13 protein-coding genes are annotated in these 19,018 nt (G+C 58.3%); 7 read left to right on the plus strand and 6 right to left on the minus strand.

Annotated elements, in window-relative coordinates:
- The first annotated feature begins 248 nt into the window (after positions 1–248).
- Both rplU and rpmA read left to right on the plus strand, forming a co-directional pair.
- Positions 249–578: a 50S ribosomal protein L21 gene (gene rplU, locus MOP44_RS05095; RefSeq protein WP_260794829.1), complete on the plus strand. Its 330-nt coding sequence runs from the start codon at positions 249–251 to the stop codon at positions 576–578.
- Between the two features lie 77 nt (positions 579–655).
- Positions 656–919, plus strand: coding sequence for a 50S ribosomal protein L27 (gene rpmA / locus MOP44_RS05100; RefSeq protein WP_260794830.1), 264 nt, complete (start codon positions 656–658; stop codon positions 917–919).
- A gap of 65 nt (positions 920–984) precedes the next feature.
- On the opposite strand, the gene MOP44_RS05105 is transcribed toward rpmA, so the two are convergent.
- The 5 genes from MOP44_RS05105 to MOP44_RS05125 form a co-directional block, all read right to left on the minus strand.
- A complete protein-coding gene (locus MOP44_RS05105; RefSeq protein ID WP_260794831.1) occupies positions 985–2,070 on the minus strand; it encodes a transglutaminase-like domain-containing protein in 1,086 nt (361 codons plus the stop codon).
- A 172-nt stretch (positions 2,071–2,242) separates the two neighbouring features.
- Entirely contained in the window at positions 2,243–3,514 is a 1,272-nt protein-coding gene (locus tag MOP44_RS05110) for a glycoside hydrolase family 16 protein (RefSeq protein ID WP_260794832.1), read from the minus strand.
- A 195-nt stretch (positions 3,515–3,709) separates the two neighbouring features.
- Positions 3,710–4,573, minus strand: a complete 864-nt coding sequence (locus MOP44_RS05115) for a hypothetical protein (protein WP_260794833.1) — start codon at positions 4,571–4,573, stop codon at positions 3,710–3,712.
- 123 nt (positions 4,574–4,696) lie between these two features.
- Entirely contained in the window at positions 4,697–4,879 is a 183-nt protein-coding gene (locus MOP44_RS05120; RefSeq protein WP_260794834.1) for a hypothetical protein, read from the minus strand.
- A 68-nt stretch (positions 4,880–4,947) separates the two neighbouring features.
- Complete coding sequence (locus MOP44_RS05125; protein WP_260794835.1) at positions 4,948–5,133, minus strand: hypothetical protein; 186 nt, start codon at positions 5,131–5,133, stop codon at positions 4,948–4,950.
- Positions 5,134–5,474: 341 nt separating this feature from the next.
- Between MOP44_RS05125 and gyrB the strand changes: the two genes are divergently transcribed.
- The 5 genes from gyrB to MOP44_RS05150 all read left to right on the plus strand — a co-directional run bounded on the left by gyrB (position 5,475) and on the right by MOP44_RS05150 (position 15,822).
- Entirely contained in the window at positions 5,475–8,078 is a 2,604-nt protein-coding gene (gene gyrB, locus MOP44_RS05130) for a DNA topoisomerase (ATP-hydrolyzing) subunit B (protein ID WP_449290007.1), read from the plus strand.
- A gap of 137 nt (positions 8,079–8,215) precedes the next feature.
- Positions 8,216–9,457 carry a DUF5009 domain-containing protein gene (locus MOP44_RS05135; RefSeq protein ID WP_260794836.1) on the plus strand — a complete coding sequence of 414 codons (1,242 nt, stop codon included), beginning with the start codon at positions 8,216–8,218 and terminating at the stop codon, positions 9,455–9,457.
- Between the two features lie 105 nt (positions 9,458–9,562).
- Positions 9,563–10,360, plus strand: a complete 798-nt coding sequence (locus MOP44_RS05140) for a DUF1223 domain-containing protein (RefSeq protein ID WP_260794837.1) — start codon at positions 9,563–9,565, stop codon at positions 10,358–10,360.
- Positions 10,361–10,505: 145 nt separating this feature from the next.
- Positions 10,506–11,981, plus strand: coding sequence for a MocR-like pyridoxine biosynthesis transcription factor PdxR (gene pdxR, locus MOP44_RS05145; RefSeq protein WP_449290008.1), 1,476 nt, complete (start codon positions 10,506–10,508; stop codon positions 11,979–11,981).
- A gap of 445 nt (positions 11,982–12,426) precedes the next feature.
- Positions 12,427–15,822: a TonB-dependent receptor gene (locus MOP44_RS05150; protein WP_260794839.1), complete on the plus strand. Its 3,396-nt coding sequence runs from the start codon at positions 12,427–12,429 to the stop codon at positions 15,820–15,822.
- Between the two features lie 94 nt (positions 15,823–15,916).
- Here MOP44_RS05150 and MOP44_RS05155 read toward each other — a convergent pair whose 3' ends face one another.
- Positions 15,917–18,829: an AsmA family protein gene (locus MOP44_RS05155; RefSeq protein WP_260794840.1), complete on the minus strand. Its 2,913-nt coding sequence runs from the start codon at positions 18,827–18,829 to the stop codon at positions 15,917–15,919.
- Positions 18,830–19,018: the final 189 nt, after the last annotated feature.

Raw genomic sequence — 19,018 nt, forward strand, 5'->3', positions numbered from 1 at the left:
GGTTGATTGAGCCGACCGCACCATTGTAGGGGTCGACCCCAGCACCCGGATTGAGTTGGACAGCCGTTGACCCCGGCCGCCAAACCCGGTAAACTACTCTAGTTTGGCGATTCCTGCCTGTTGCTGTGAAGCCAATCGCTCGCTCTTCTGATTTGGACGGGGCTTGAGCGTACCCTCACAGCACGGAGTTTCCGCCCGAGCTATTTTGGATTTGAGGAGCGCGCCCAGCGTGCCGCTCTGGAGGACTTATGTACGCGGTTCTACGCACCGGTGGAAAACAATATCGTGTCGCCCCCGGCGACGTTGTGAAGATCGAGACGGTCTCGCCGTCGCAGGACAACACCATTGAATTCAGCGATGTGCTGGCGGTTTCGGGTGACAACGGCATTCTGAAGCCGGGCTCGGCCAAGGTTACGGCCGAAGTGGTCGGCGATGGCCGCGCCGCTAAGATCCTGGTCTTCCACCTGAAGCGTAAGAAGCAGTACAAGAAGATGCAGGGACACCGCCAGAACTTCACCGAGGTTCGCATCAAGGCCATCGAGGCCGACGGCGTGACCTACACCGCGGACCAGAAGTAGCCTTCAGCCGTTGGGCACTGCCAACGGGCGAACGAGATTATCGAGCTGTCCAGCTCGGAAAAGAAGAGGATTCGGCAATGGCACATAAAAAAGGTGGGGGCAGCTCCACAAACGGACGCGACTCGAATGCGCAGCGGCTGGGCGTGAAAGCCTTTGCCGGCGAATTGGTCACGGGCGGATCGATCATCATCCGTCAGCGCGGCACCAAGATCAAACCCGGCTTGAACGTCGGCATCGGCTCGGACGACACCCTGTTCGCCAAGGTGAGCGGGCGCGTGGTCTTCACTGACCGCGGCAACCACGGCCGGTTCGCTTCCATCGAGCCCGTCGCGGCTGAGTAAGCCAAAGCTTTCCAACAGAAAGGCCGCGGGACACTCCCGCGGCCTTTCTGCGTCTGGCGCTGAGGTCAGGCCGCAACCGCGTTCGACGTAATGGTGTACCGGAAAGCGTCCGGATCGAAGGGGTCGAGGCGGCCCTCGGCCGTCTCTCCTTGCGGATACATGAAGTAGAGGATCGAGCCAAAGCTGGCCTCGGGCAGCGTAACGTCAGCCGCATAGTTCCAGGCAATCCAGTTCCCCTCCCAGGAGCCGAACAGCCGGGATCGCGCTGAAGCGACCTTCTCGTCGGTGATGGGCAGGTTTCCGGGTGGCTCTTCCAGAATGACCTTGCGCACGTCGGCGGGATCGGCCGGAACCCAGCCATACCCGCGCAGATAGACTTCAGCGCGGCAGTGTTGCGACGTTGTGATCGTCGGTGTATTGGCGCCCAGGCTTTTGTATCCGTATTGAGATGGTCCGACACGAATTCCATACGCATGCCGGGCCGGCAGCCCGGAGGCCCTTGCCAGACCGACGAACAATGCATTCAGGTCGGCGCACTTCCCTCCCATGTCACCGGACTCGAGCATGAAACGTATGTCGCCGCGGCCGCAGCCGCGAATCTTCGCGTTGCGATAAGTGTTCTCGACAATCCAGTCGTAAATGGCTCTGGCCTTGTCTATATCGGTGGAGGCCCCGCGCGTGATCTCGGTCGCCTTCTTCAGCACGATCCCGTCAAGCGGGAGTCCGGCAGAGGGCTGCAGCCACGCCTTGAGCGCGGCATCCGACTCCGATCGGGACGCGCCCGGCTGCTGGATGTCCACCGTGTGATTCCGAGTGGCTACCCGGCTGACGACAGTGAGTTCAGCGATCCTTCCAGCTGGAAACTTGGCCTGCACCAGCGCAGGACCGACGCCGCTTGTCACCTCGCGGGCCTCTCCCGAAGGGCAGTCGATCCGATTGCCGAGCGGCTTCTGGAACTCCGTCACCGCAGTCAGCGGCAGAGGCAGCCACACATGGCTTATCCCGACGGGTTTCAGAATCTCCACGTGCGTTGTGACTTCGTAGGTCTGCCAATCCGGGGAAGAGACGGGCTGAGCCAGTGCTGGAACACGCCGCAGACGAGCAGCGGCAATCGTGAGGCCTGCGGAGCGAAGGAAGTTTCGACGGTCCATGGCACTTGGTTGTAACAAAGGCGCGCAGCATTGCCACCCATCGAAAGGACGAGACCGGCCGCCTTCAGACGAAAATTTAACAATGCTAGGGGCCAACAAAAATCATCCGGAGACGCGGCTCAGAACGGAAAGGCCGCGGCAAAGCCGCGGCCTTTCATGCGTCCGGGCTGCATCAGTTCACCGTCAGCGTGAAACTGGCGCTCGAGGATGGCTTGGTCGCGTCCGAGCTGCTCTCGGTGAACGCGTTGACAGTCACCGAGTAGGTGCCAGGCGCGGTGCCATTCGCGTGGCCCCCGTGCTGGGTGTTGGCCGTGGTGGTCACGGTTACCGCAGCGCTATCAGAGCTGGCATTGCTGAAGTCAACCGTGTGCTTGTTGAGCGGGTCAGCCGATGTGACGATACAACTCGCCTTGGGAGCAGTCGTGGTACAGGAGAATGCGACTCGGCCGGTACCCAGCGTGTTCTGCACGGTCAGGGTGGTGGAGTTCCCGGTGGTAGCGCCGGCTTTGAGGGTGATATTGCCGTTCGGGCTCAGCGTGGGAGCGGGGATCGGCGAGGGCACATATTGCCGCACGTAATCGACCAGCATGGGTGATTGCGTGCCAGTAGCTGAGTCGGTGGGCGCGCCAAGAGTTCCGCCTACGGCCATGTTCATGATGATGAAGAACGAGTCGGCAGAGCTTGAGAAAGGCCAGATATCGCCGGCGGGCAGATCCGACGCCGTGACTACATAGAACGGCTTTGTCGCGTCGTCCACATAGAACTGGATCATGTTGGCCGACCAGATCTGGCCGTAAGTGTGAAAAGCGCTATTCACCGCCTGGCCCGACGGAAAAGTGTACGCGCCGCCCAGCCCGCTGCCGCCTGTCACCTTGGTGTGGATCGTGGAACGGTTTCCGGTCGCGCCCGGCCCTGCGATGTTGGAGGTAGTCGGCCAGTTCTCCACGATGTCGGACTCCCCGACCGTGGGCCAGGAAACGCCGGACTGCGAGCCAAGCATCCAGAAGGCCGGCCACAAGCCCGCATGAGATGGTATTTCGATGCTGGCCTCGATACGCCCGGAATGGAAGGTTTGCAGCCCCTGCGATTTCAGCCGTGCGGAGGTGTAGGCGCTTCCCACCGAGTAGACCTTGATGGCAAGATGCCCCGAGCCGTCCATGTACGCATTGGGAGTGCTGGTCGAACAGGGCGAGGTGTTGGACGTCGGAGAGCAGTAGGTTTCGAGTTCTTTGTTGCCCCAGCCGCCAGCACCGGTGTCGTAGGTCCAATTGGCGGAGCTGATAGCACTGTTGGCCGCCCCATTGAACTCATCACACCATTGGGTAGCCCAGGAGATCGTGCCCGTCGCGCCGGTTGTTCCGCATTGCGCTTGGGCCGGCCTGGATGCGGCGAGAAGTATTGAGGCAACTGCGCAACCTAGAACGGTCCTGCTGAGGTTCTTCATGGGGTGTTCCTCCGAGGGGATGGGATTTTACGAATACGGAAGAATTGGACAGGACTTAAGCAGCCGGCAAGAAAGCTAGCGGCGTGGAACCGCAGGTGTCAAGATGACGTTCGCCCCGGGTAAAAGAGGGAGCGATGCCAAAAGCGAAGGCCGCGGGGTGAGCCGCGGCCTTCGTGATCTGGGGTAAGGAGTATTTCAGGAATTCGTTTCGCTCTCGCGCAGGTTGCGGGTAAGCACCTTGTCTACCACCTTCTCCACGTCGCTGAGGAAGAAGCTATTGGCAGTGGCGGGCACGGCAACCTTGGTCCCCTTGTGGCCGAGCGCAGAGGCGATCTCGTTCCAGCGGTAAATCGTGGAGCTGGCGGCAACCACAATCGGCTTGCGAGCCGGCTCCGGCAGGGCCGAGTACATCACCCATACTCCGAGAGAAGCCAGGATCATGGCCTCACAGAAAACCTCGATCGGCGCGTTGAGGCTGGAGTTGTACTTGATCACTGCGGCTCCGATCAGGTCGCCGGAAGCCATGGTGCCGAATCCCAGTGCGATCCCAAACGACAGGTCACGAATTGGAAGCTGAAGCGCATTCATGCTCAGGCAGAGGAACGCCAGCAGCGAGAGCTCCATGATGCTTACGCAGCGCATGAGGCCGTAAGCGATCTCCGGTATGCTCGAGATGCCACGATGGCCGAACGTCAGGGTCGTGAGGCTGACAATGATGGATACGATAGCCGCCCAGCGGAAGATCACGGTCCCGAAGCGCTGAAGTCCCGAAAAGGGAGAGAGCGCCGCACGGAAAATCTCAGTAACGACAAAGAACAGCAGGACGGCGCTCGCGATGTAAACCGCGTAATAACCAAAGAAGTAGGCGGAATCGTAGTAGTGCTGTCCCCACCAGAGGATGGCCAGCAGAAGCGGCGTGGAGGTGACGCGCAAAGCCAGGTAGGCGCCCATCGCCGGGAATCGCTTCTGCAGCTTCTTCGTCCAGAAGAAGTAAGCGAGCACGGCCCAGAGCAGGAACTCGACCACGCTCATAACCGACATCAGGGAGTTCAGAGGCATAGAAGACCGCCCACGTACGCTGAGATTGTTCTCAGCATAGCGCCAGACAGGCCTGGTCCGAAAGGGAAAAACGCCCTCTGTGCTGGCACTTTTGTGCCATTACTGTCGATTTATGAGGCTGTTCTACCGTTGCAGGTTCGGATCCTTCGGGCACGTGGGAACGGTGGGTCCGCACGTCGGAATCGGGAGACGAGCGTTAACTGCCTGCCGGCTGGCGACGTTCTGGGTGGTGGACGAGGAGAGGGAGGCAGCGGCGGCACCGGCAATTACAACAACAAGAGCGAGAGCGCGAACGATGATCTTCATCAGAGAAACCTCGAAATTGGTAGAAGTAGGGGGTGGTTGAAGCGAGTCAAGAAACGTGCCGGCGTCGACTAGCGGACGGTCGGGTCGGGCTTGGTCGGGCAGGTCGGAACCGTCGGCCCGCAAACTGGAATCGGCAATTTCGCTGAGACAGCCTGGCTGCTGGCCATGGCGTGGGTAGTGGAGGAAGAGAGCGTAGCGGCGGCGGCGCCGGCGAGAACGATGGAAAGTCCAAAGATGCGAACAGCCAGTTTCATGATGAGTTACCTCTTGCAGGGATTTCGATTGACAGACTTGTCGTCTGGAGTCACTTCGAATGGTAACCCGAAAGTTGTAGTTAAGCTCATGATTTTGATAACTTTTTTACAGCGAATCAGCTCTGCGCAGGTTACTTAGGTTACCTATATCGCCGATGAATCTCATCCGAAAAGGGATACGGGATGGTTTGGATCCACCCGCTCGAATCAGGGCTCCGCATGCTAAAATACAGGTAGGCAGATTCGCCCAAAAGTCCTCATTTTTTCAAGCGGTTAATCCGAAAACGGCCGGCTGAAAACACCTCGTTCGGAACCGATTCTTCCACGAGGATGCGGAGCGAATGCCCAGATGGATTTCTATGGCGACTGAGCGCATTCCTCTCCCCGACGAACCCACCCCCAACGGCAGCTATACCAGCGAAAACATCAAGGTCCTCGAAGGCCTGGAGGCGGTACGTTTGCGCCCTGCCATGTACATCGGTTCGACCGGTGATATGGGTCTGCACCATCTGGTGTACGAGGTTGTCGACAACTCGGTTGACGAAGCGCTTGCTGGGTTCGCCAAGAAGATCGACGTCATCATCCACGTCGACAACTCAATAACGGTGATCGATGATGGCCGCGGCATCCCTGTAGACATGAAGACGCTGCCCGATGGCACGCAGATGCCTGCCGTGCAGGTGGTGCTGACCAAGCTGCACGCGGGCGGCAAATTCGATTCGTCGACCTACAAGGTCTCGGGCGGCCTGCACGGGGTCGGCGTGAGCTGCGTCAACGCCCTGGCCCAGGAGTTCAACGTAGAAATCTGGCGCGACGGCCATACCTGGGAGATGGACTTCAGCTGCGGCCTGCCGGTAAGCGAGCTGCGGAAGGCAGGCGTCAGCAAGAAGCGCGGAACCAAAGTCCACTTCCTGCCCGATAAGACGATTTTCGCGGCGACCGAGTACAACTACGACACGCTGGCACAGCGTCTGCGCGAGCTCGCCTTCCTCAACAAGGGCCTCGAAATCACCCTGACCGACGAGCGGACGGCCGATCCAAAGACCGGGGAGGCCAAGCGCGCCGAGTTCCGGTACGCGGGCGGTATCGCGGAGTTTGTGAAGCACCTCAACCGCGGCAAGCAGGTTCTGCACGACAAGCCGATCACGATGGAGGCGGAGCGCGACAACATCGCCATCGATATCGCGCTGCAGTACAACGACAGCTACTCCGAGACGGTGTTCAGCTTCGCCAACAACATCAACACCGTGGACGGCGGCACGCATCTTTCAGGGTTCCGCACATCGCTGACACGGACCATCAATGCCATCGGTCAGCAGCTTGGGTTGTTCAAGGACGTGAAGGAGAACCTGAGCGGCGACGACGTGCGCGAAGGCCTGGTGGCGGTCATCAGCGTGAAGCTGTCGCAGCCGCAGTTCGAAGGACAGACCAAGGGCAAGCTCAATTCCGACATCGCCGGAACGGTGCAGGCATTTGTGAACGAGCGCCTGGGCATGTTCCTCGAGCAGAACCCGCCTATTGCCAAGCGCATCATCAACAAGGCCATTGAGGCAGCGCGCGCCCGCGAGGCTGCCCGAAAGGCACGCGACCTGACGCGGCGCAAGGGAGCCATGGAAGGCGGCGGCCTGCCCGGCAAGCTGGCCGACTGTTCGGAACGAAACCCTGACCGCTGCGAACTGTACCTGGTCGAGGGCGAGTCGGCAGGCGGAACGGCCAAGCAGGGACGAGACCGGCGGTTTCAGGCGATTCTGCCACTGAAGGGCAAGATCCTCAACGTGGAGAAGGCCAGGTACGACAAGATGCTGGGCCACGAGGAAATCCGCGCCATGATCACGGCGCTCGGAACGGGTATCGGCAAGGACGACTTCGATCCCGCCAAGCTGCGGTACGGCAAGATCATCCTCATGACCGACGCCGACGTTGACGGCTCGCATATCCGTACGCTGCTGCTGACATTTTTCTTCCGCCACATGACGGAACTGATCAAGCGGGACAACGTGTATATTGCGCAGCCGCCGCTTTACAAGATCAAGAAAGGCAGATTCGAGCAGTACATCAAGGACGATCGCGAGTTCGTAAAGGTGATGGTGAAACGCGCCTCTGAAGGCACCATCATTCGCCACGGCGAGAGCGCGCAGAAGATCGAGGGCGCGGACCGCGTGCGCTTCATGAGCACGCTGGGCGAGTATCTTGCTCTTATCGAGAAGGTTGATAAGCGCATTCGAAACGAGCAGATCGTTGAATTGCTTGCGCGTGCCGAGCTCACGCATCGAGCGGATTTCACCTCTCCGAACAACGGCGACCTGCCGGAGAAGATCGCGTCGCTGCAGGCCGAGTTGAAGAAGAAGGCAGACGAGTTCCAGATCAAAGTGCATGAGCCCGTGCAGGATGAAGAGCACCATACCTGGTCGCTTTGCTTCACTGACACGCAGGGCGCGTCGCGCTGCATTGACTGGACGCTGGCGTCGAGCCCGGAGTTCCGGCAGATGATGTCGAAGTACAACCTGATCAAGGAGTACCTCGAACCGCCGTTCCTCATCGAGTTCGTTCAGAAGGGTGCGGCAGAAGATCATCCGGACGAAGAGGAGCCGGATGCGGAGGGCGCGGCCGCCCCGGGCGCCGCAACGCAGGCAAAAGCTCCCAAGGCTTCGCGCATACCGCGCGATCCAGTAGAGAAACAGACCGCTCGTGAGCTGTTCACCTACATCGTCGACCAAGGTAAGAAGGACTACCAGGTGCAGCGCTACAAGGGTCTGGGCGAAATGACATCGTCGCAACTCTGGGAGACCACCATGGATCCCGAGCGGCGCACGTTGCTCTCCGTCAAGCTTGAGGACATCGCGGAAACCGAAACGATCTTTACCACATTGATGGGTGAAGATGTTGAGGCGCGCCGCAAGTTCATTGAGGACAACGCCCTCGACGTAAAAAACCTGGACATCTAGCTGCTCGGAAAGAAGAAGACGCAGTAATGCAATGCCGGGCGCTGTGTTCCCGTAGAAGGAACATAGTTTCCGGCATTACTGCGTCTCCGTTGACTTTGACCATCGACGCGGTCAATTCCGTGCATTATGGTGTGAACGTGACCGCTACCACCGTTCAAGCCCCTAATGCCGCTTCTGCAGAACGCACTTCGGTTCGCCTCGCCTCCATCGACATCTTTCGCGGCCTGACGATGGCGGTCATGATCTTTGTCAACGAGCTTTCCGGCGTGAAGGGATTGCCGTGGTGGACCTACCATATGAAGGCCGAAGTCGACGCCATGACGTACGTCGACATGGTCTTTCCCTTCTTCCTGTTTATCGTTGGGCTGTCGATACCGCTCTCAATGGCAAGCCGGCTGAAAAGGAACCCTTCCCTTCCTGCGCTGTGGATGCATGTCGGACTTCGAACCGCAGCTCTGATGACGATCGGGCTGGTGCTCGCAAACGCGGATGAAGGCGACGCGTCGCGCATGATTGTGCATCCCGCCCTTTGGGCAATCTTCGCTCTGATCGGCGCGGGCCTCTTCCTGAATGAATATGGACAGTCCCAGCGCTATGGAGCCCTCTATCGCTGGTTGCGTATCGTTGGCCTCGCCCTCGTCGTCGCTATGTTCGCGATATTTCGCCACGCGCCTGGTCATGGACACGCAAGCGGGAGCTGGATCAACTTTTCCTACCCGGAGATCCTCGGCCTCATTGGCTACACCTACTTCGCGGTTGCACTCCTATACATTCCTACTCGACGCTGGGTGTGGGCTCCGCTGGCTTGCTTCATCGGCCTGATCGCGTTCAACGCCCTTACGGCAGCAAGATGGGTCACGTTTCCAGAGCGAATCCACTACTGGTTCTGGCCCTTCACGAACGGAGCCATGGCCGCCATCACGTTCGGCGGTATCGTCACATCCGTCGTCTTCCTCGGCGCGCATCCCTGGCAATCGCTCCGCCAGAAGATAACACTTGGCCTATCTTTCGGCACTTTGTCATTGTTGGCCGGATGGGCACTTGCCCCGCTGGGTATTTCAAAGATCAGAGCCACGCCGACCTGGAGTCTCTACAGCGTCGGCGCGGCTGTTCTGGGCTTCACCGCGCTCTACTGGATATGCGATGTCAGGAAGAGCACGCGGTGGGCTTTCATTGTCCGGACCGCTGGTTCCAATACCTTGACGACCTACCTTCTTCCTGATCTCTGGTACTTCGTTTTCGCGGCCGCGGGAATCCATTTCTTCGAAAGCCATTTCAATTACGGCTGGCAAGGAACCGTGGAATCCGTCCTTTTCACACTGTTCATTCTCGCCGTCAGCGGTTTGGTTACGCGCCTTGGAATTCGGCTGCGGCTCTAGATCTGGCACGTCCATTCAGTCTTGCTGGCTAGGCAGATGGCTCGACAAGTGGTTATTGGCTGAGGGCAGACTCTCCGCTAGACTCTCCTCATGTTGAGCGCTTCGATGAAGAGGTTTTGGACAGTCCCGGGGCTCCTTCTATGTCTGGTCGGACTGCGGGCCATCTCAGATGCGCAAAGGGCTCCGACGTCTGCGCGCCAATCCCCCAGCAATCCGATTGTTGTGGAACTGTTCACCTCCGAGGGCTGCTCAAGCTGCCCGCCCGCGGATGAATTCGTGCGAAAGCTGGATCAACAGCAACCGGTGCCGAATGCGCTGCTCATCGTGCTGAGTGAGCACGTAGACTACTGGGACCACGAAGGTTGGAAAGATCCATACTCTTCGTCTGCTCTTACTGATCGGCAGGCAGCCTATGAACGCGCCTTGGGGCTGAGCACGTCGTATACGCCGCAATTGATCGTCGATGGAGCGGATGAGATCCATCTCACCGAACCGCAACAAATGGAGGAGACACTGCAGAGAGAAGCTTCCAGACCCAAGATATCTGTCGAGCTCGAAAAAGTGAGCATCGATCCAAGCTCCGGTCTGCAAGCACAGGTCGCAGCCGATGCAGGCGGCAGAAATTCCAAAGGGGATGTCTATGTCGCCGTCGCTCTCAACCAGGTGGACTCTCATGTGCTGCATGGAGAAAATGGCGGACGGCATCTTGTGCACACAGCTGTTGTGGTGCAACTGGAAAAAGTCGGGAAGCTTGAGAAGGGACAGAAGTTCGAGAAGGAAGTTCAGCTGAAACTCAGGCCGGGAATTGACCCGCTCAACCTACGCGTGATCGCATTCGTCCAAGCGCCCGGACCTGGCAAACTGCTGGGCGCGGCACTCTGGAAGGGTGGCCGCCCAGAGTAATTCGTTGCGAATACGAGAGCTTGCAGGTCAATCCACAGACGGTAACTCTGAGCGACTCTGGGGTATGTTGTGAAGCGGTTATAACAACGAGCCAAACGGATTCGGTTTAGATCACCAAAATGGGGCCTCCGAAGTCGTATGACTGATGAGCCACATCGGATCCCCTCTCAGCCCTGTATTCACAATTGATCGGGACGAAGCAAAGCCGCTCCATCGCCAGGTGTACGACGGATACAGACAGGCAATCCTGCGCGGAGATCTGGCTCCCGGTCAAAAGATTCCTTCCAGCAGAGAGTTGGCTGCGGACGTCGCGATTTCGCGCTTTCCGGTTCTGCACGCGTATGCACAGCTCGTGGCGGAAGGATACTTCGAGAGCCAGACCGGCTCAGGAACGTTTATTTCATCGACATTGCCAGAGCAGATAGCGGTTTCTAATCATCATGCGGAGAGTCCTGAGAGTGGGGCTTCGGGTAGCAGGCCCGTTGCAAGGCGCAACAGTGTGTATCCGGCGTTTCCGCGAAATTCACATCTTCGCGGATGGGGGGCCTTCGGGCTTCACCAGCCCGCATGCGATCAGTTTCCCTTCAAGATCTGGTCGGGGCTGGTCAATCGTCACAGCAATAATCCCTGGCAGACATCATTACAGCGAGTGGACCCGATGGGTTCGCTGCGATTCCGCCAGGCCATTTGCCGATACCTGCGCACTGCGCGGTCGGTGAGGTGTGATCCCGAACAAATCATGATTGTGTCGGGCTCGCAGCAGGCGCTCGACATCACTGCGCGCGTGCTCTTCAATCCCGGAGACACGGTGCTGGTTGAAGAGCCCGGATACCATTTGCAGAGAACGGTGCTCGCGGGTGCAGGTTGTCAATTGAAGCTGGTTCCGGTTGATGAGCAGGGAATGGATATTGCGAAGGCTCCGAAATACAGCGGCGTAAAAGCTGCGTTTGTTACGCCATCGCATCAGTTCCCGCTCGGCTCAACCATGAGCGCTACGCGCCGTTTGCACCTGCTGAATTGGGCGGAGCGTGAAGGAGCATGGGTCGTCGAGGACGACTACGATAGCGAATTTCGTTTTGATTCAAGCCCGATCGCTTCGCTCCAGGGGCTCGATGTCAATGCGCGAGTGATCTACATTGGCACATTCAGCAAAATCCTGTTTCCCTCGCTACGCATCGGCTACATCGTCATTCCTCGCGACCTGGTGGGGCTATTCGAAGCGATACGTTATGCCACGGATATCTTTCCGCCCTATCTGTACCAGGAGGTTCTCGCAGATTTTATGGAACTCGGCCACCTGGGCAGATACATAAGAAAGATGAGACGCATCTACGGCGAGCGGCGGAGTGCGTTGCTCGAATCGCTTCAGGCGGAGTTCGGGGACTTCTTCAAAGTGCATGGATCGTCGGCAGGAATGCAAGTCGCAGTCACATTGCCCGAGGGTTTCAACGACATCGAAATCTCAGCGCGCGGCACGACCGAGAGACTGATGCTTTGGCCTCTCTCGCGCTATTACACCGGGAAGAATCCCCGCCAGGGATTCGTGCTGGGCTTCGGCAGCGTTCCAGCGGAGCACATCCGCAGCGCCGTCAAGCGATTGCGCTCGTTGATCCTCGGTTGAGGGTGAAACATTATCTCTGGCGCGCGATGTGCGGACTTCGCGCAAGCGATCCCTTCTGTCCCTGAGAGCCTTCATCGATCTCTCGTCCTATCAACAATCCAGCGTTGAATCACAATTGCGACGACTCTGCTTATCCTTCGCGCGACGGTAGCCGATCCCAAATGTGAGCAGCTAACCCAGGATGATGTTGCTTCTTCATTTCGCAACGTGAAACGAAGCAGTGGTCATGACCGAACCAGCGCAAGCGGCTATGGCACGGCATCGGTATAGGCGGCACTCTGAGACTCACGACTACAGCGCATTGCCGTGGTCGTAATCCGATATTGGAGCGAAAAGAATGAGCGGTATCAGGAATTCACTTTTGGCCGTGATGCATGGGGTTGGATTTCGTGCTTCCTCACGAAATCGGGTCCTGCTGAGATTCATACTCCTCCTGCTGGGCCCGATGTTCGGGTTCTCACTGTGTGCAGCCGGGCAGCAAGCTACCGTGCTGGGCACTGTGACAGATCCGAGCGGGAATGCGCTGGCTAATGTCAACATCACCGTTACCAATCTCGAGTCGGGAGCCGCCAAGGTTATTCAGACTAACGGCGACGGTCAGTATGTCGCGCCGGAGCTGAATATAGGCCACTACCGTGTGAAAGCCGAGGCAGCGAGCTTCAAAACTGTCGAACGGCAGAATGTCGCATTGCAGGTGGGCGATCGCGTTCGCATCGACTTTCAGATGCAAGTTGGAGAGGTTCAAGAAACGGTTACCGTGGAAGCCGATGCGGTACGCGTCCAGACCGACTCGGGCGAGCAGAGCAGCGTGATCACCGGGCAGCAGATCTCGCAGCTCTCCGTAAGCGGGCGCAGCATGTATCAACTTGCCGCGCTGGTGCCTGGCGCATCAAGTCAGATTGGCGCGGGCGGCATGAGCGCCGGCGAGGTCAACACGCCGGTAGGCGGAGACGCGAGCGTGGAATTCAACGGCCTTCGCCAGAACCACAACATCTACCTGCTCGACGGCGGTGAAGATGATGATCGCGGCGGCGCGGGCGGCATGAGTATCGCTCCATCGAGCGATGCCATTGCTGAGTTTCGAACGCTGACCTCGAACTATAGTGCGGACTATGGGCTCTCATCGGCCGGAACGATGTCGATGGTGCTGAAGTCCGGAACCAGAACGTTCCACGTCTCGGCATGGGAGTTCAACCGCAACGACGCCTTCGATGCTCGCAACTATTTCAACCCGGCGCCGCAGAAGGTGGCGAAGCTGCGCCTCAACGTATTCGGCTTCAATGCCGGCGGTCCGGTCACCCTGGGCAAGTTCTACAACCCTGACCGCAAGCGCACCTTCTTCTTCTACAACCAGGAATGGCGGCGACTGATTCAAGGAGGACTGACGAATCAACCCGTGCCCGATAAGGCAACCTATGGCGGCAACTTCGGCGCACAGACCATCAACGTTCCCCGTGCCTCTGCAATAGCACCCTGGGTGCTTGCGCGGAATTGCCCTGGCGGCGTTCTACCTGCAGGTGTTGTGCCGGGGCAGCCGTTCCCAAACAACACGATTCCAGCCTGCATGATCTCCCCGAATGCCACGTCACTGCTGAATACGGGTATCTTCCCCGCCGCGAACACAGTTGGTGCAGACGGCAAGCCCACCTTCATCGGAGGCAATGACTCGCCAACGAATCTGACAGAAGAAGTAGTTCGGATCGATCACAACTTCTCGAGCAAGTGGTCGATCTTTGGGCACTTCATCGCAGAACAGGTTTCGCAAGGGTTCGGCGTCAGCCAGTGGAGCGGAGCGAATGTGCCGACAGTCGGCGACACCTTCAGCAATCCCTCATATAGCGCAGTGGTGCGGGCGACAAACACCATCAACTCGAACCTGCTGAATGAGGTCGCATTCAACTATAACGGCAATCGGATCAACATCACTCCCTATGCAGGATCGGGGCTGAAGAGCCTTTCGCTGCCCGAGGATTACGACTCGTCACACTCGCGGCTCTTCACAGGTCCCAACAACATGAATCGCATTCCCAACATCGACCTGAACGGCGCGCTTGGGTCTCACTTCGAGATTTCAAGCTGGCCATGGCACAATGTCGCGGACGATTATCAGGTTCGTGACGATCTCTCTTGGTCGAAAGGCCCGCACCAGTTGAAGATGGGCGCAAGCTGGGCTCTCTACAAGAAGGTGCAGGATCTGTTCGGCCAGACACAGGGCAACTTCAACTTCGACGGCACCTTCACGGGAAGCGACTTTGCCGACTATCTTTTGGGCGCAGCGAAAACCTACAACGAGCTTGCCGTTCAGGATCACGGCCTCTGGAACAACGTTTCATGGGCCGCCTACTTCCAGGACGACTGGCGCATGAACAAGAATCTGACGCTCAATCTTGGCTTGCGCTGGGATGGCATTCCCCACACTTACGAAGCAAACAACCGCATGGGGAACTTCTATCCCGAGCTCTATGACCACTCGAAGGCGGCCATCCTTTTGCCGGACGGAACGATTAGTCCAAACAGCCCGGGCCTGGGCTCCAGCCCGAATCCGATTCTGGGGGGCGTTCCGCTCTATCTCAATGGCATTGGAATCCCGGAACATAATGGCGTGCCCAAGGGGCTCGTCAACAATCACTGGGCTACGTTCGGGCCTCGTCTAGGATTTGCATACGACGTGATGGGGAATAGCAAGACCGTAATTCGCGGCGGATTCGGGATGATGTACGAGCGCATCCAAGGCAACGACATGTACAACGCCGGGCCCAACATTCCGTACAGCCTCAACGTGACGAATAACAGCGTCATGATGGAAGACCCCAACATCCTACTTTCCACGGGGAATGCGGCGGCAAAACCAATCAATCCCGCCGCTATCGCGGGCATGGCGATCGACCGGTACAAGCAGCCTGTCAGCTTCCAGTACAGCGTGGGAGTACAGCGCCAGTTGAACGCGCGGACTGTTCTTTCAGCCGCCTACGTCGGCAACCAGAACCGCTTCCAGAACGATTACCACCAGATCAATCTCCCTGATCAGAGCTACCTTCCGCAGCTCATCAATGGAGCTCAGTACACCACTGCACCGGGTCTGCCGTACCCCGGATTCCAATCCATCAACTTGTCAATGAATGAAGCCAACTCGCATTACAACTCGTTCCAGGTTGACTTGAACTCACAGTTCCACGGGCTGACCATGCGGGCCTACTACACGCTATCGAGCACCGTCGATCCTACGCTCGGCGGCGGTGGTGGCGCCGACCTGGCGAATGTGTCCAACCCCTATCTTGGATGGAAGTATGACAGCGGGCCGGGCGGATACGACCGGACACACAATGGCGCTGTGAACTTCATCTACGATTTGCCGTTTCTGCAGCGGAGTCCAAACCGGCTCCTGAAAACCATGCTCGGCAACTGGGAGATCTCGGGAATCGTTACCATGACATCCGGTCTCCCGATCAACCCTCAACTCACGGGCGGTCAGAGCAGCAACGGACTGCCGAACGCAACCAACCGGCCTGACAAGGTAGCGAATGTCTCGTATCCCCACAAGGTCGGCGAGTGGTTTGATACGAAGGCATTCGCCCTGCCCGCACTAGGGCAGTGGGGCAACGCAGGTTTCAACTCTCTGCGCGGTCCAGGGCGAGACAACTGGAATCTCTCGGTTTTCAAGAGCTTCCCCTTCAGCGAAGACGGAAACAGGCGCCTCGAGTTCCGCGCGGAGAGCTTCAACGTCTGGAACCATACCGAGTTCGACGCGGTCAGCAACGCTCTGGGGGCCAGCAACTTTGGCCAGGTGACTTCGGCGTTCGATCCGCGGGTGTTCCAGTTCGGCGGAAAGATCTACTTCTAAAGTTCCCTGATCGACCTTCCTCATCCCGTTCGCACTGAGAGGTGCGAACGGGATTTCTTTGTGCCTATTTCTGGAACACCGCGCTAAGAATTGTCTACTTGGGCGGCGGCGGCGTTTTCTTCTGAGTCTTGCCGCCCAACAGGTTTCCAAGTAGATCCTGTACCTGCTGCTGTTGTTGATTGGGGGCGGGCTTCTTGGCCTGTTGCGTTTGCTGCTGAGGCTGAGCTCCGCCCATCAAAGTGCCCAGAATTCCGGAAGCTCCGGTGCCACCTTTACCGCCGAGGAGTCCTCCAACTGACGGAATGAGGTTGTCGAGTTTCATTTGCGCGATGGTCTGCAGGTCTGGAGTCACCACGGGCCGGCCCATGTTGCCGCCGATCATCACGGGCAGCACGAGTTCCCCGTTCTTGTTCGCGAGCGCCGTATTCATGTAACCACCTATGCCGGTGCCACCTACGGACTGACTGAAGGACTTGTTGAGCACTGTCGTAAGGCGGAGAGAGAGAGCCTGGTTCACCAGGTTAATGGTGCCGCTGCCAGCCATGCTGCCGACGTCGAGCGCGGCCTTGAGGTCGTGAGTTGTGGCGACGCCGTTTCGGATGTCGAATGTTCCCGACATGTTCGAAAACGCCGTGTACCCCTTCGCGGACTCACCAAACTTGGCAATTTTGCCTAGCTCATTGAGGAGATCGAGCTTAGTGAGTTTTCCGTTGCTCACGGTAAAGGCGAACGGCCCGTTGAGGGTTTGCGTCACGTCTCCTGAAGGGGGCAACGATAGAGTCTGGTTCAAGGTTGCATTCAGCGTTCCGGCGACGCTGTCTTTCGTGTTGGCCACAGAAGTCAACAATTGGTTGACGTCAGCTCCAGTGAGCTTTGCATTGACCGCAAAACTCGATATGTCCTGGCGCATATCGGCCGTGATGCTGCCGTTGATCTGGCCGCCGAACACCTGGGCGGTCAGGGGATTGAGTTGGATTACGCCGTGATCGAGGTTGATGTTTGAGCGGACGTTCGTGAGGTTGGTCCGGTCATATACCAGGTTGCCAATGGTGATGGTGCCTGTTCCGGTCGCAGTCTTGAAGAGGCCAGGCTGGCCGGCAGAAGCTGCGTGGACTACCGGGAGAATGTCCCACGACAGTTCTGCCTTTTTCGCGGGCTTATCCGGAACGATAATCTTCTGCAGTTCGCCGACAACCAACTTGTCAGCCGCGAGCGCGAGAGTGAGGCGGGGAGCCTCAAAGTTGGCGATGCTGACGCTGCCGGTTGCATTGGTCGAGCCGAGGGAGGCGCTCAGGTTCGCAAGGTTCACTGAATTCTGTGTGAACTGAAGTCTGGCGTTGTGTACGTTCAGTGGCTGTGTCAGCGATGGCATCCTGAGCGAGGCATTCTGCATGGAGCCGGTGCCGTTGAAAACGAGAGCGCTCGTGTTCTTGAGCGGACCTGAGGCATGCACGTCGAGAGTGATGGCTCCGCTGCCGCTCATGCCCTCCGTCGCGCCCACCCCGAATCCATTGGCGATGTTCAGCAACTCATCCACCTTGCCGTTGATGGTCTTCAACGTCGCATCGAGAGTGGGAGATGTCGTTGCGTATTGCGCGATGCTCATTTGCGCGGCCAGCGAGGTTGCGCCCGACGTGGCCGTGAATGGAGCGGAGCGGATGTCCTGAGGCGTCATGGTGAGATCGAGTGACGGCACTCTGACGGATGGAATCCCTTTCCCCTTGATTTCGAGGTCGCGGCCGTTCACTGCACCGGTCATGATGAGGCGGTCCGTGGGGCCCTGCGCGTGAATGTTCGCCGTGAGTTTGCCGCCGATGGTGGTGCTGGTGCTAAAGGCGACGCCAAAGGCCGCCGCGAGGCGAGCGGCGTCTTCAATGGAAGCGTCTTTGGTGGATACGCTGAGGTCTGCGATGGCAGGAGTGGAGCGGCTATTCAGTGTTCCCTTCACTGAGAGCGGGGTTGAGCCCAGCTTAACGTCGCACTTGTTGATCTGGATGGCGTCGCCGTTGAGATCGTCGCCAAGATCAAAGTCCGCCGCGATGGGATAGCCCACTTCAGTGTTGCGAATGACCGCATCCTTGATTTTGAGCGAACCCCTGGAGGTCATCCTGCCTCCGGAGCTGGTCAGATCGGCGGAACCCGAGAGCGATGCGTCGGTGCCCCGGAGCGCTGCCGCGTTGAGAAACTTCTGCGCGCCCGAAAGCGACACTTCCTTCATCTCCAGCTTTCCGTCGAACGGGGTCATCAGAATTTGAGCCTGATTGACGGGGCCACCTTTGCCGCTCAACTCCAGGAGTTCGGATCCCTTGCCAGGGAGGTGCGCCGCCAAGTCGATGGAGAAGGGCTGGTTGGGTGCGTAGTCCTTCAGAGTCAGATCGATATGGTCGTATACCGCGCGCGGCTGGCGCTTCTGCAGATCGGTAATGGCGATTTGCCCGTCTGCGATGCGGAGCTCGTTCAGGGCGAAGCTGCCGCTTCCGCCTGTCGCTGCTTTTGCCGGAGCGGACGGCGGGGCTGAGTTCCTGCCCTGTTGTTGTGGTGCGATTTGCGTCGCCTGTCCAATGCTGCTGAAGTTCCATACGCCGGTGACGTCCTTGATCAGTTCGATGGTGGGACGTTTCAGGGTGAGCCTCTTGATTTCGATGTTCTTGCTGAGCAGCGGCAAAAGCTTCACGCTGACGTCCATCTGTCCCACTTGCGCAAACGGAAGTTTGCTGCGATACCGCGGATCCTCTCCTATATTGACGGCCTGCACCTGCACGCGCAGCGGGAAGACTCCGAGCGACATGCGGCCGAGCTGTACCGGTCGATAGAGCCTAGTCTGCAATTGAGTTTGGATCGTGCCGCGGTACTGGTTGACGTCGATAAAGAACGGCAAGGAGAACATCGCTATGAAGAAGAGGGCTACGACACTGCCGGTCGCGATCAGGAGCTTGCGCATAATGTCTCCTATCCAGGTTGTTGCTTCGGGGAGTTCGCTCATGGCGCCCAGGGTAATCATGCGCATGAGGCAGAGGTGCCTGAAAAGTTGCGGTTATCCCTTAATTGGCTCGGTGGCTTGGGCTCACTCCAGCGGCCGTTCCATCAGAGGGTAGCCGGTCCGCTCGATTGCATAGTTTTCTTTGCGGCAACTAAAAAACCGGATTGCAATAATTTCTGCAACAACTAATGGTGCTTTGATTCAATCATCACCCAG

Source organism: Occallatibacter riparius (assembly GCF_025264625.1).
Taxonomy (GTDB): domain Bacteria; phylum Acidobacteriota; class Terriglobia; order Terriglobales; family Acidobacteriaceae; genus Telmatobacter; species Telmatobacter riparius.